General features: G+C 66.1%; 9 protein-coding genes. 2 read left to right on the forward strand and 7 right to left on the reverse strand.

Features of this window, described 5'->3' with window-relative positions; all coding sequences use genetic code 11:
* Window positions 1-29: 29 nt before the first annotated feature.
* From rapA to UUA_RS06860, 7 genes are all read right to left on the reverse strand, one after another.
* The gene (rapA, locus tag UUA_RS06830) at window positions 30-2,870 is read right to left on the reverse strand and encodes an RNA polymerase-associated protein RapA (RefSeq protein WP_008435392.1); all 2,841 of its coding nucleotides are present in this window, start codon (window positions 2,868-2,870) and stop codon (window positions 30-32) included.
* A 234-nt stretch (window positions 2,871-3,104) separates the two neighbouring features.
* The gene (locus UUA_RS06835; RefSeq protein WP_008435394.1) at window positions 3,105-5,225 is read right to left on the reverse strand and encodes a M13 family metallopeptidase; all 2,121 of its coding nucleotides are present in this window, start codon (window positions 5,223-5,225) and stop codon (window positions 3,105-3,107) included.
* A gap of 113 nt (window positions 5,226-5,338) precedes the next feature.
* Entirely contained in the window at window positions 5,339-7,159 is a 1,821-nt protein-coding gene (locus UUA_RS06840; RefSeq protein ID WP_008435396.1) for a M14 family metallopeptidase, read from the reverse strand.
* A gap of 130 nt (window positions 7,160-7,289) precedes the next feature.
* Window positions 7,290-7,976, reverse strand: a complete 687-nt coding sequence (locus tag UUA_RS06845) for a DUF502 domain-containing protein (RefSeq protein WP_008435397.1) — start codon at window positions 7,974-7,976, stop codon at window positions 7,290-7,292.
* 692 nt (window positions 7,977-8,668) lie between these two features.
* A complete protein-coding gene (locus UUA_RS06850) occupies window positions 8,669-9,958 on the reverse strand; it encodes an NAD(P)/FAD-dependent oxidoreductase (RefSeq protein WP_008435400.1) in 1,290 nt (429 codons plus the stop codon).
* Window positions 9,955-10,395 (reverse strand): hypothetical protein, encoded by a 441-nt coding sequence (locus UUA_RS06855; RefSeq protein ID WP_008435402.1) that lies wholly within the window; start codon window positions 10,393-10,395, stop codon window positions 9,955-9,957. The genes UUA_RS06850 and UUA_RS06855 overlap by 4 nt, the downstream gene beginning before the upstream one ends.
* 32 nt (window positions 10,396-10,427) lie before the next feature.
* Window positions 10,428-11,753, reverse strand: coding sequence for an aspartyl/asparaginyl beta-hydroxylase domain-containing protein (locus UUA_RS06860; RefSeq protein ID WP_081491519.1), 1,326 nt, complete (start codon window positions 11,751-11,753; stop codon window positions 10,428-10,430).
* A 213-nt stretch (window positions 11,754-11,966) separates the two neighbouring features.
* Here UUA_RS06860 and UUA_RS06865 point away from each other — a divergent pair, with 213 nt between their 5' ends.
* On the forward strand, window positions 11,967-12,737 hold the full coding sequence (locus UUA_RS06865; RefSeq protein WP_008435406.1) for a hypothetical protein: 771 nt from the start codon (window positions 11,967-11,969) through the stop codon (window positions 12,735-12,737).
* 69 nt (window positions 12,738-12,806) lie between these two features.
* Window positions 12,807-13,112 carry a DUF7673 family protein gene (locus tag UUA_RS06870; protein ID WP_008435408.1) on the forward strand — a complete coding sequence of 102 codons (306 nt, stop codon included), beginning with the start codon at window positions 12,807-12,809 and terminating at the stop codon, window positions 13,110-13,112.
* Window positions 13,113-13,128: the final 16 nt, after the last annotated feature.

A 13,128-nucleotide genomic window follows, 5' to 3' on the forward strand; every position in this document is an offset into this window, starting at 1 on the left:
CCCCAGCCCGCGATGAGGCCGGGTCCAGGTCAGCGCAGTGCGAGGAAATCGGCGCTGACCACGAAGCGCACCGCGTCCAGCCGCAGCCGCGACTGCGGCAGCGCAGCGAGCAGGGCGCTGCGCTCGGCGGCGATGGCGGCGATTTCTGCTTCGCTGACCGATGGGTTCACCGCACGCAACGCCAGCAGGCGCGACAGCTCCGCATCCAGCGTCTGCGTGGCCTGGGCCACGGCTTCGTCGATGCGCGCCTGTCCGCGTGCACCGGCCAGTGCCTCGGCACGCTCCAGCATCGGCGGCACCAGCTTGCCCAGGAACTTGCGGTAGCGCGCCACCTCGATGTTGCGGTCGCCGGCCTTGCGCAGGGCGATCTCGCTGGGCGCGAAGTCGGCGCGCTCGGCCAGCCGGGTGTCAACGGTGACCGCGATCGGCAGCACCGGCAGGAAGCGTTCGGCGTCGAGTTTTCGGTCGGCCACGCATTCGAGCAGGAACACCGCCTGCAGCAGCGCGGTGCGCGGCGGCAGCACGTCGTCGACCATGAAGGCGGCATTGCCCTGTTCGCCGGACAATGCCAGATCCATGGCGCCGGCGACCAGCGGATGATCCAGCCGCAGCAGCGGCAGCTCCTCGCGCGACAGTGCCACTTCGCGCGCGAACGTCACCGACTGCGGACCCTCGGCGAAGCCGGGCAGGGCGTCGGTGGACAGGTATTGCGGGTCGAGCAGCAGCACCTGGCTACCGAGTTCCTCGGCATGGATGCCGAACGCCTCCAGCAGGCGCTGCACGAACGCGTCGCGGCCGGGGTCGCGGTCTTCGCGGGCGAATGCCTGCTGCAGCTCGTCGGCGTGCAGATCGCGGCTGGCGGCCAGTTCCAGCAGGTGGTCGCGGCCGCCGCGGATCAGCTCGGCCATCTGCTCGTGGCTGGCGCGAGTCTCGGCCAGCAGCGCGTCCAGTTCCTGGTCGCGGTTGTCGTCGCCGCGCGCGTGTTCGTCGGCCAGCCGGGTCAGTGGCTCGCCGTAGCGGCGCAGCAGTTCGCGGCCGTCGGCCGGGCTCATGCGGAAGGCGTCGACACCCTCGTCGTACCAGCGCGCCAGCACGTGCTGGGCGCTGTCGGCGACGGCCAGGATGTGGATGGCGATGTCGTGCTTCTGGCCGATGCGGTCGAGCCGGCCGATACGCTGTTCGAGCAGGTCCGGGTCCAGCGGCAGGTCCCACAGGATCAGCCGGTGCGCGAACTGGAAGTTGCGGCCTTCCGAACCGATCTCCGAACACAGCAGCAGGCGTGCGCCCTCGGGCTGGGCGAAATACGCGGCATTGCGGTCGCGCTGCACGATGCTGAGACCTTCGTGGAAACGTGCCACGCCGACGCCGCTCTTCGTGCGCAGCGCTTCCTCCAGCGCCAGCACCTTGGCCTGGCTGCGGCAGATCAGCAGGAACTTGTCCTGCAGGTGGGCGTCGAGCAGGGCGACCAGCGCGTCGATGCGCGGGTCGGCGGCGTAATCGACCTCGATCAGCGCCGGCGGCTGCTGGATGTCGGCGTGGAATTCGGCCAGCAGCGCCTGGCGCGTGCTGTCGTCGACTGCGGCCATCGGCAGCAGGTGCCATTCGGGCCGGCGCTTGGGAAAGCCGCCGACGCCGGCGCGGTTGTTGCGGAACATCACGCGGCCGGTGCCGTGGCGATCGATCAGCGCGGCCAGCAGCTCGTGCGCGTTGTCCGGTTTGGTCGGGTCGGCCAGGCATGCGGTGAGCGCGGCGTCGCCGTGAAACGCTTCGGCCAGGGCGGTGCGTTGGGTGTCGTCGAGCGGCTGGCCGTCGAGCAGACGGTCGGCGATCCTCGACAGCGCCAGGTAGCGGTCGGCTTCGGCCAGGTAGCTGTCGAGATCGTGGTAGCGCTGCGGGTCGAGCAGGCGCAGGCGGGCGAAGTGGCCGCTGCGGCCGAGCTGTTCCGGGGTGGCAGTGAGCAGGATCACGCCGGGGATCGCCGCGGCCAGCTTCTCCACCATCGTGTAGCGCGGGCTGGCCGCCTCCGGCGACCACGCCAGGTGGTGCGCCTCGTCCACCACCAGCAGGTCCCACGGTGCGTCCAGCAACTGCTTCGCGTACTTCGGCGAGCTTTCCAGGAAGCCGAAGTCGGCGATCACCAGTTGCTCGTCCTCGAACGGGTTGCCGGCGTCGCCGGATTGTTCCAGCGCCTCGCAGCGTTCCTCGTCGTAGATTGCGAAGCTCAGGTTGAAGCGGCGCAGCATTTCCACGAACCACTGATAGACCAGCGTGTCGGGCAACAACAGCAGCACGCGCGAGGCGCGACCGGTGGCGAGCTGGCGCGCGATGATCATGCCGGCCTCGATGGTCTTGCCCAGGCCCACCTCGTCGGCCAGCAGCACGCGCGGCGGGCGACGGGCCGAAGCGATGCCGGCCACGCGCAGCTGGTGCGGCACCAGTCCGATCCGTGCGGCGCCCAGGCCCCACATCGGCGAACGGCGTGCCTCGGCACGCCGTTGCAGGCCTTCCAGGCGCAGCTCGAACTGCGCCACGGCATCGGTGCGGCCGCCGACCAGGCGGTCGTCGGCCTGGCTCACGCTCTGCTCGTCGTCGAGCTGGCCCTCGTGCAGTTCGCGACCTTCGCCGCGGTAGATCAGCAAGTCGTCCTTGATCTCGACGCGCTCGACCAGGAACGCGATGCCCTTGCCGGCGACGCGCTGGCCGGCGCGGAACTCGGCGCGCACCAGCGGGGCGGAGTCGATCGCGTACGGCCGCAACACGCCGGCCTTGGCGAACAGCACCTGCACGCCGCGCCCTTCGACGCGCAGCACGGTGCCGAGGCCCAGCTCGGGTTCGGCGGAGGAAATCCAGCGTTGACCGGGAACGAACATGCTTCAACCGTCTGACATCAAGGGTCGACGATTATCCGCTGCATGGCCGGTGCTGGGAACCGTCGCGGCGGCCGCGGGAGCTTCCGGGCCATCGCGTGGCGGGCCGGGGCGCCGGCAGCGGTCCTGCGGTCGCCCTGGCGTCCGGGGCGACGGAAAGAAAAACGCCGCGCAATGGCGCGGCGTTTCCGGATCGACAAGCTGGCCGCCACGGCGGGTGCCGTGGCGGCCAGAGGCTTACCAGATCTTCACCTGCTTGTCGGCCGCCCGCACCATCGCGTCACCGCTCTTGCACTGGAACGCGCTGGCGAAGGTCGGCATGTTCGACGGCGCACCCATCGCGCGGAACTTCATCGGCGAGTGCGGATCGGCGTTCAGGTAGACCATCTGCGCCTTCTCGCGGATGTCGCCGCGCCACACGCGGGCCCAGTTGAGGAAGAAGCGCTGATCCTCGCTGTAGCCGTCGATCTTCTTGCCGGCCTCGGCCGGGTTCTTCTGCAGCGCGGTCTGCAGCGCGTCGTAGGCGACGTTCAAGCCGCCCAGGTCGGCGATGTTCTCGCCCAGGGTTAGCGTGCCGTTGACGTGCAGCTCGGGGTGGTCGGCCAGCGGCGCGTAGGCGTTGAACTGCTCGACCAGCTTGCCGGTGCGTGCCTCGAACTGCTTCTTGTCGGCGTCGCTCCACCAGTTGACGTTGTTGCCGTCGCCGTCGAACTGGCTGCCCTGGTCGTCGAAGCCGTGGCTGGCCTCGTGGCCGATCACCGCACCGATGCCGCCGTAGTTGATCGCGTCGTCCGCCCTGGCGTCGAAGAACGGCGGCTGCAGGATCGCGGCCGGGAAGTTGATCGTGTTGTCGCTCGGGTTGTAGTACGCGTTGACCGTCTGCGGGGTCATGCCCCATTCCTTGCGGTCGGTCGGCTTGCCAATCTTTGCGATGTCGTAGTCGTAGTTGAACTTGGCGGCCGCCTGCATGTTGGCGTAGTAGCCGTCCTTGCTGATGCTCAGGCCGTCCCAACTGCGCCAGGTTTCCGGGTAGCCGATCTTGGGCAGGAACTTGGACCACTTGTCCAGCGCCTTGGTCTTGGTCTCCTCGCTCATCCAGTCGAGGTTCTGGATGCGCGTCTTCAAGGCGTCGCGCACGTTGGTAACCAGCTCTTCCGCGCGGGCCTTGGCCTCGGGGGTGAAGTACTTGGCCACGTAGAGCTGGCCCAGCGCCTGGCCCATCGCGCCGTTGACCGCAGTCAGCGAGCGCTTCCACTGCGGCTGCTGCTGCGGCTGGCCGCGCAGGGTCTTGCCGTAGAAATCGAACTGCGCGTCCACGAAAGGCTCGGACAGCAGCGGGGCAGCGTTGGAGATGGTGTGCGCCTTCAGGTAGGCCTGCCACTCGGCGATCGGCGCGCTGGCCACCAGCTTGTCGAATTCGGCGAAGAACTTCGGCTGCGACAGCGAGAAGCCCTTGTCGACGGTGACGCCCTGCGAGGCGAAGAACGCGCTCCAGTCGAAGTGCGGGGTGAGCTTGTTCGCCTCGGCGACGGTCACGAAGTGGTACTGGTTCTCCGGCTTGCGCATCTCCACCCGCGGGATGGAGTGCTGCGCCAGGTCGGTCTCGAACTTCAACACCAGCGCGGCCTGCTTGCCCGCGTCGTCGGCGCTGCTGCCGGTCATCTCGAACAACTTGGCCAGGTACTTGACGTAGCTGTCGCGGATGTCCTTGTACTTCGCGTCGGTGTAGTAGTCGGTGGTGGGCAGGCCCAGCCCGCTCTGCTCGGTGTACGCGATCTGGGTCTTCGCGTCCTTGAAGTCGGCACCGGAGCCGAAGTTGAACACGGCGCCGTCGCCCTTGGCGAAGGACTGGTTCAGCCAGGCCTGCAGGTCCTTGTTCGACTTCAGCGCGTCGATGCCGGCAAGATCGGGCTTGATCGGGTCGAAGCCGGCCTTGTTGCGCGCGTCCATGTCCATGCTGGAGTGGTACAGCCAGCCGATCTTCTGCTCGATCGAGCCGGCCTTGGCGCCGTCGGCGTTCTTCACCGCATCGTCCACCAGCTGGTGCTGGTCGGCCAGGCTCTTCTCGTGCAGCATGCTGAAGGCGCCCCACACGGTCTGATCGGCCGGGATCGGGTTGGCGGCAACCCACTTGGCGTTGACGAAGCCGTTGAAGTCCTGGCACGCCTGCGCGCTGTCGCCCAGTTCGCTGACGTCGAAGATGCTCTGGCCGAGGTCGGCTGCGGCGGCGGTGCCGGCGGCCGCGGCGGTACTGGCGGTGGCCGGCGCCTTGGCGGCCGGTTCCTGCTTGCCGCAGGCGGTCAGCGCCAGGCTGACGGCCAGTGTCAGCGCCAGTGGCTTCAGATACTGCTTGGTCATGGATATCCCTCTGTGAATGTTGGGTGGTGTGTCGTCAGGCCGCGCCGTCGGGTTCCCCCCGGAACGCGGGCATGGCCGTTCACGCTAGGCCAAACGTCATGGGTGACCCAGTGTCAAAGGTCAGGGTTGTGGCGTCCGCCGGGCGAGTGCTGCGGCGCCGGCAGCTGTGGCAGCTGGGCGGCGTCCAGGCGCAGCACCGGGTAGGCGCCCACGTCCTGCGCGGCGTACCACGGCGAGCGCTCGAAGAAGTACATCAGTCGGGTGCGGCTGTCGGCGGCGAAGGCAGGGTCGTCGTGCAGCTTGCGTGCGAACGCGGTCTGCAGCGCCGGGTCCTTCGCCAGCATGTCGCGCGCCAGCTGTTCCAGCACGCGCGGCTCGCCGTATTCCTTGGGCTCGAACACCGCGTCGAGGAAACCCCAGCGCAGCAGCGAGTCAGGCGCTCGCGGTTCGAGCAGCTCGATGGCCACGTTCGCCGCGCGCTGGTCCAGCGGAACGATTGCCGAGCCGGCGGGCAGGGAGACCTGGCGCGGCACCGCGCGCAGGCGGAAGTCGCGCAGCATCAGGTGGCCCTCGAACGGCTTACTTGCCCACACGGGGTCGTCCAGCAGGTAGCCCTCGGCGCGGATGGTCAGCGGCCGGTCGGTGCGGCGGTAGGTGATGCCGTGCGCGTCGAGCCGGTCGATCAGCGCCGTCCACTGCGCCGGCACCGCATAGGCGGCCGGCGGCGCGACCAGGACGTCCGGCAGCAGGCCGTTCCAGTTGTCGATGGTGTAGTTCTTCGGCGCGCGCGGGTCGTAGCGGATCCACTCGCTGTTGGAAATGTCGCTGTGGCTCAACGTGAACGCGTAGCCCTTCAGCTCGAATTTCGCCGGTTGCGGATCGGGCTTGAAGCTCAGCGCCACCCGTGCGTTCGTGTCACGTGCGCGGGCGACGGTGTCGGCGTCCGCCTTGGCGGTGGCGGCAAGCAGGGCGGCCGGCTGCGCGCCGATCCGCTCCAGCATCAGCTCGACCAGGTCGTACACGGCCCGCACCCGGTTCGCATAGGGTTTGAGCATGTGCGTCTCGATCAGCAGCGCGGGGCGGTTCTGCAGCGCCGCGTAGCCGGTGGAGAAGCGTGGACCGGAGCCGAAATTCACGATGCCCTTGCGCGGGTCGCGACCGTCCTTGAACTCCAGGTAGATGGAGGCGAGGTGGCCGCGCTTCTCATATGCGGGCAGCACGTGGTTGACGATCGCGTCGTGCTGCCACGCACTCACCGCCGGGTTGAGCTTGTGCGGGTCCTCGGTGTACCAGGTGAGGTCGTACTGGTAGTCGGCGCCGTCGGTGGTGTGCACGTCGATCAGGAAATCGGGCAGCCAGCGCTGCCACAGCTTTAGCCACGCGCGCATCTCCGGTGCGTCGGCCTTGACGTAGTCGCGGTTGAGGTTGAGGTACTGCGACTGGCCGCGGAAGCCCATGCTCTCGGGGCCGTTCTGGTTGATGCGATGGTACGGGCTGGCGTTCTCGTGACCATCCACGCTGAACACCGGGATGTACACCAGCACCACGCGGTCGAGCAGGTGCGGGTACTTGCCCGCGACCGCGACGTCGCGCAGCAGCATCAGCCCGGCGTCCTTGCCCTCGATCTCGCCGGGGTGGATGCCGGCCTGCAGCAGCACCACCGGCTTGTGCACGGCGCGCGCGGCCGTCGGCGTGAAGCTGCCGCCGGCGCTGGCGATCACCACCGTCATCGGCCGGCCCTGCGGTGTGGTGCCGAAGGTTTCCAGCTGGATCACGCCCGGCGCCGCGCGCTGCAGCCGCTCAAGGTAGGCCAGCGTGTCGGCGTAGCTCGGTGTAGTGTGGAACTGCGCGGCCTCGGCCGGGGTGGTCCAGTCGGTGGCCTGCGTAGTCGTCGTGGCGATGCCCAGCAGGGCGGCAAACAGCAATCGGTACATGGCAAACCTCTGCGTGAAGACAGCCACTCGCTCGCAGGTGCGTCCTCTCGGCTTGTGCCTCGTAGGGCGGGCACTGCCCGCCGGCCTCGGTTCTTTCAGTGGTCCTGTGCGGCGGCGGGCAGTGCCCGCCCTACGCGTTTCCCGCAAGATGCTCCTGCGAGTTTTCGGCAGGCAGGCGGGGCGAGGCGGGCAACGTATCCGGCGCCACCGCGCCGCCGGAGATGATGAAGGCCATCGCCTGGTCCATCGTCCAGTCGGTCGGCGTCAGCTCATCCACCGGCACCAGTTCCAGGTAGCCGCCCGTGGGATTCGGCGTGGTCGGGATATACACCGCCGCCATCTCGCGACCGCTGCCTTCCTCCACCATCACCCGGGTGACAAAGCCCACCACCTTCATGCCCTGGCGCGGGAAGTCGATCAGCACCACGCGCTGCATGCCGCTGGGCTTGTTCTGCAGCACCGCCATCAGCTTCTTGGTGCCGCCGTAGATCGTCTGCACCAGCGGGATGCGCGCCAGCAGGGAATCGAACGCGTCAAGGAAGCGCTGGCCGATCACCCGATTGGCGATGAGGCCGAGCAGATACAGCGACAGCAGGGTAACCAGCAACGCCACGATGAAGGTCAGCCACTCCATCTTCAGCGACTCGGCCGCATGCGGCGCCACCAGCGCCAGCCCGTTCAGCAGCGCGGCCACCAGCGGCGCGCCGATGCCGGCCAACAGCCCCAGCACGAACTTGAACACCAGCCAGGTCACCCACAGCGGGAGGAAGGTGAGCAGGCCGGTGAGCAGGTAGCGTTTGACGCGCAGGCGGGGCATGGGGTGATCCGGATACGGGAGATTCCGCATTGTAGGCGAGGGCGGTTTGCGCTGCGCCCTGCCATATCCGTCATGCCTGCGAAGGCAGGCATCGCACTTCGCCCGCCCCTTGTAGGAGCGCGCTCGCGCGCGATGCTATTGCTTGTGTGTGCTGTGTTCGACCGAACGGCGTCAGGTTCACCTCCCCATGTCAGATGAGTGAATCTGATCCCGATACCGATACGATGGCTCTGCGCGGTGCTTGGTTGAGCCAGAAGGGAAAGCGAATCGTGAGCAGATCAAGGTTCTTGCTATGACCGAGCCATTAGGCACCTACTCCGACTGGCGGACGATCGCCCCCGTGGATCGTTGCCCGCTGTGTGGAGGTACACAGCTGAGATCGCGGGATTGCTCGATAGGTCTGGAAGTCGAGTGCGCAGGCAAGGCTTGCGATAGATGCAGCCGTGTTCACTTGCCGCGGAATGACCGGGATGGCCCATGGGCGGGTCGAGTGCGGGTCGGCCAGCCAGACCATGACGGTGTGATGGTCTGGCTGGCCGCCACCGCAGGCCGCGACGCGACCTGGGTCATTGCGGTATTTGATCGTGTGGAAAAGTGAACCTGGCCCCGTTCCTGGCCACCTGCCTAGGCGGAATCCGCAACGGGAGTCAATCCTGAAAAAGGTGCGCCGCCGCGGCGGAAGGACTATGCAACTACGGCTTCCGGCGGCTGCCGATGATCAGCCGTGTGCCGTAGTCCGTCGTGACATAGGACCACAGCCAGGACAACATCACCATCACGCGGCGGCGAAACCCGATCAGGAAGAAAATGTGTGCCGCGCCCCAGGTCAGCCAGCCCGGCAGACCACTCATTCGCATCCAGCCGAAATCCACAATGGCTGATTTGCGGCCGACGGTCGCCAGATTGCCGTAATTGCGGTACCGAAAGGCGCCGGGTGGCAATGCTCCGGCAAGTCGCCGCAGCAAGAGGCGGCCCACATAGGTGCCTTCCTGCTTGGCCGGTGGGGCGATGCCGGGCACCGCTTGTCCGTCTGGATTGGTCACGTGGGCGGTGTCGCCGATCACGAAGATGTTCTTGTCGCCAGGCAAGGACAGATCCGATTCGACTCGTACGCGGCCGCCCTTGTCGGCTTCAACACCCAACCATTCCGCGGCAGCGGAAGCGGTGACGCCAGCTGCCCAGATCAAAGTACGTGTTTCGATGCGTTTTCCCGCCGCAATGATGCCGACCGCATCGCAGAGCTGGACCGGCGTGTCCGTCAGTACCTGGACACCCAAATGTTCGAGTGAACGACGAGCCTTTTGCATGAGTGAGGTGGGAAAGGCGGTCAGCAGCCGTGGCCCTGCCTCCACCAGGCTGACTCGTGCGCGCTGGCCGCGCAGCGTGCGATGCTTCATCGCCAATTCGGTCCTGGCCAGCTCGGCGATGGCACCGGCCATTTCCACCCCCGTCGGACCACCGCCGATGACCACGAAACTCAGCAGCCGGCGGCGCTCGTCCAGATCCGCCGTCACCTCCGCTTGCTCAAACGCCGCGAGCACGCGATGACGGATGGCGATGGCGTCCTCGGCGGTTTTCAGGACGGGTGCGAACGGTGCCCAGTCGTCGTGACCGAAATAGGTGTGACAGGCGCCGGTGGCCACCACCAGGTAATCATAGAAAATGACCTGGTCATGCCCACTCAGCTGAATGCTGCGCGCCTGACGATCGATGGCTTCGACACGGCCCAGCTGGACCTGGGTGTTGCCCTGGTGGCGCACGATCCAGCGTATCGGCATGGCGATGTCGGCCAACGATAGCGCCGCCGTCGCCACTTGATACAACAGCGGCTGAAACAGATGAAAGTTGCGCTGGTCGATGAGTGTGACGTGTGCGTGCGCCCGGCGCAGTGCTTTCGCGCAGCTCAGGCCGCCAAAGCCCCCGCCAAGGATGACAATGCGCGGCACAGTCTGCGCAGCGGTCGTGGGTAGCTCGGTCTTCATGAGTGTTCGGTTACCACGGGTACGATTGTTTTCATCATGGTCGGGATGCGCAGTCGGTTGCGGATGGAGAGCCGCACGCGTTCGTCGTGATCCGCGGCGTCAGTAAAGAAGTGGTTGGTTGGTTCACCCAGCACGGCACGCACGCAGTCACGCTGCAGGTCGATCAAGTGCAATCCAGCCGCTTGCAAATCGGTCATTTGATAGGGACGTTGCACCTGTGTCGCGATCGGCAAGCCGTCCGGACCGATGCGTGTCTTGCCATCAACGCCGACAGCGCGGGCGTACGCGATCACCGCAGTGGCGCCGGTGGGCTCGGCGATCGTTTCGATAGCCACGGCGATCAGCTCGCCACTGTCGAGGCGGACGATGATGTCCTGGAAGCGAGCCCAAGGTGGCTGCGGATCCAGCCGCACATGCAAGACTTGGTCGGTATTCATCGGCAGTTTGTCAGTGGCTCGAGCGTGACATGTTAGCTGCCGAACGGAGGTTCGACGCCCGCCGCGACATGGAACTGGCTGATGCCTTCAAACAGCGCCGTCAGCGCCATGCATTCGGCGGCAGTCAGGTCCGGATGCCAGGCGTCCAGCACCAGCGCGGCCGAGGTTCCGTCGCCGTGGTTCCACAATTCGTGCACGAAAGTCGCGTCGTACGCAACGGGCTCACCCGCCCGCCATGCCTTTTCAGTATCCGCGACCTGGCGGACGGTTTGTCCGGAAACCCACAGGGGGATTTCAATGTGGATCCTCGCATTGGTAAATCCCTTGCTTGGCAACATATGGGTGTCCGGCCCCAGCACCATGAAGTACACGTTCGGCCCAAGTCGCTCGATCTCGACCGGATGCGGCAACGACTTCACTGCGGCGAATGTCTGCGGGCAGCTTTGCCGGCCAAGCGGCTCCAGGTCGCCGTCGCGGTAAAGATACAGGGCCTCAAGGCGGGCATTCTCGCCGCCGTCCAGTACCTCTTGTTCGCGCAGTATGGCGAGGTCGTGGGTGCCGAAGTAGGGCTCGAGTTCGCGGCCAGCAGCCTCCGCTGCGCGGAGTTCCACCATGAATGTCGCGCCTACACGAGCGAGGTCATCCATGCCGGGCACTTGCGTGGCATCGAGGCTCGGCGATGCGGCAACGCCGGGTACGTAGAAGAACGAGCAATGCTGACGCTCATCGGCATACTGTGTCGCGACTTCCTTGAGGTACATGGACAGCCCGGCCTCGATCCTGGCCACCGACGCGGCGCCATGCTCCTCGCGTGCCGGCTGCAGCCAATCCATGAAAATCCGCTTCTGGTTCTGCTTGATGTAACTGATGGCGTGCCGCAGTAGCGGTTGCAGCGAGGCGGGCGTTGTCTGTCTGTTCCGCCAATGGTACGCCGCCTGCGCGATGGCGATGGCGCGGTAATAGGCAGTGGTGGCGTCGTATGTGTTGCCAAGTTTTTCAAGGGCCGCGGCCCGATGCAGGCGCGCCGAAAATTCCTTGGGCGCCATCGCGATCACCTCCTCGAAGGTGTCGATGGCTGCTTGTGCGCGGCCCAGTGCGAGCTGGGTTATGCCGAGATTTCTCCGAAAGCTGGCTTCCTGCGAGTCGATCCGGATGGCATGTTCCAGATGCTCGTGCGCTGCATCGAATTCCCCGCGCCCGAGTTCACACATGGCGATGAAGTTGAGCGCCTCGGGATGGTCAGGCATGTGAAAGAGGGCTTTGCGATACGTGACTTCTGCGTCCTCCATGCGCTGTCCGACCACAAGTCCGCGCGCTTGGGCGACAAGGGCATCGCCGGAGATATTTGCTGTTGCCATAGCCTTGTGTCGAGAAATACACGCGGCCGACTATGGGCGCCTCTCTTATCTGTGTACATGACTTGGCGCAGAGCGGAGTGGCCTGGCGTGTGCATCTTGGCGTGAGTCGCATCGGTGCAATCAGGTCTGTCCCCGGACCGCTTGACCTATGTCACCGGCAGTCGCGCACACCGGTGCTAGTTTCACCGTCACTTTTGTCGGGAAGCTGTTGTCATGGCCTCGCGCGCAGCGCTCCTTCTGCCAGAAACCCCGCTTCCGAGCGGATGGTCGATCGATCCAGTCACCGGCTGCTGCGTCCGGATCAGCGATGGCATCCGCGTCGGGCCCGGTACGAGTCGTGCCATTGCCTGGTCCGCGAACGACATCGAGGTGCGTTCGCAAGGCACGGCGGTTGCCGGACAGGATGTGGCGCTCATGCGGCTGCGCAACGCCGCAGGATGCGCAGCGACAAGCGCTCCGCTTACCGGCAATCTTGCGGTCGATGCGCAAGCGATCGCCGCGATCCACGCGATGGGAGCCGGACTGGTGGAGGCGGTTGCGGGAACGTGGTACTGGCAGCCAGAGCATGCCGTCAGTGCAGCCTTCAACAAGCGCCTCGGCGGCTTTCTGGATGCCATCGGTGTGGAGCAGATGCACCACCCGGCGACGCGCGCCGATGCAGACGAAACGTGGCTTCTCACCGGCCGGATCGGCACGCTCGCAGTGCGCAGCGAGCTCGTGCTTCAGGTTGATACGGATGCGCACGTCATCCTGGTGGCACAAGCCTGTGGCGACGCCGTCGCGGCTGTCCGAAGAGCGCGCGATTGGGCCGTCCAGATGGCCAGACAATATCTGACGGACGCGGCGGAAACCACCCTCTCGATGCTCCATTCGATTCCATTCCATGAGGATGATGCGGCTTGCGTGAGGCTGGGTGGGGGTATCCATCGGTTGCTGGCTGATCACGTGGAACCGAATACGCCGCCGGTTCCGACGCTATCGTAATTTGCAGGTCTCGATGTGGTCCGCTTACCTATGGAAGAGCCAATAGCTGTACCTGATCTGGGTATTGCCGTGGACGCCCCTGACGACCCGACGCAGCCAACCAAGGTCGAAATCGCCGCCATCCACCACTTGGCGGAGCTGGCATTGGGAAGTTCAGGACAGGCCAGCCGATGTGCCAACTTCCTGCTTGCCTGGGCCGATGCGGATGGCTACGGCGCATTCGACCCGACCGATGTGTGGGCCTGCGATACCACCGCCATCCGCGACATCGTGACTGTCTTCGGCTTGATCGCGCGCGTTGCCGAGTACCCGGAGCTGCTCGACCCCACCCTTCGCGACGACCTGCGCGCCATTGCCGTGAAATGGCGCCACTAGGGAAACTCTGAACAAG

It is taken from the genome of Rhodanobacter thiooxydans LCS2, from assembly GCF_000264375.1.
GTDB lineage: Bacteria > Pseudomonadota > Gammaproteobacteria > Xanthomonadales > Rhodanobacteraceae > Rhodanobacter > Rhodanobacter thiooxydans.

Coding starts and splice junctions, on each gene's coding strand:
- rapA (WP_008435392.1), bottom strand. CDS start 2,870: ATGTTCGTTCCCGGTCAACGCTGGATTTCCTCCGCCGAACCCGAGCTG.
- UUA_RS06835 (WP_008435394.1), bottom strand. CDS start 5,225: ATGACCAAGCAGTATCTGAAGCCACTGGCGCTGACACTGGCCGTCAGC.
- UUA_RS06840 (WP_008435396.1), bottom strand. CDS start 7,159: ATGTACCGATTGCTGTTTGCCGCCCTGCTGGGCATCGCCACGACGACT.
- UUA_RS06845 (WP_008435397.1), bottom strand. CDS start 7,976: ATGCCCCGCCTGCGCGTCAAACGCTACCTGCTCACCGGCCTGCTCACC.
- UUA_RS06850 (WP_008435400.1), bottom strand. CDS start 9,958: ATGAAGACCGAGCTACCCACGACCGCTGCGCAGACTGTGCCGCGCATT.
- UUA_RS06855 (WP_008435402.1), bottom strand. CDS start 10,395: ATGAATACCGACCAAGTCTTGCATGTGCGGCTGGATCCGCAGCCACCT.
- UUA_RS06860 (WP_081491519.1), bottom strand. CDS start 11,753: ATGGCAACAGCAAATATCTCCGGCGATGCCCTTGTCGCCCAAGCGCGC.
- UUA_RS06865 (WP_008435406.1), top strand. CDS start 11,967: ATGGCCTCGCGCGCAGCGCTCCTTCTGCCAGAAACCCCGCTTCCGAGC.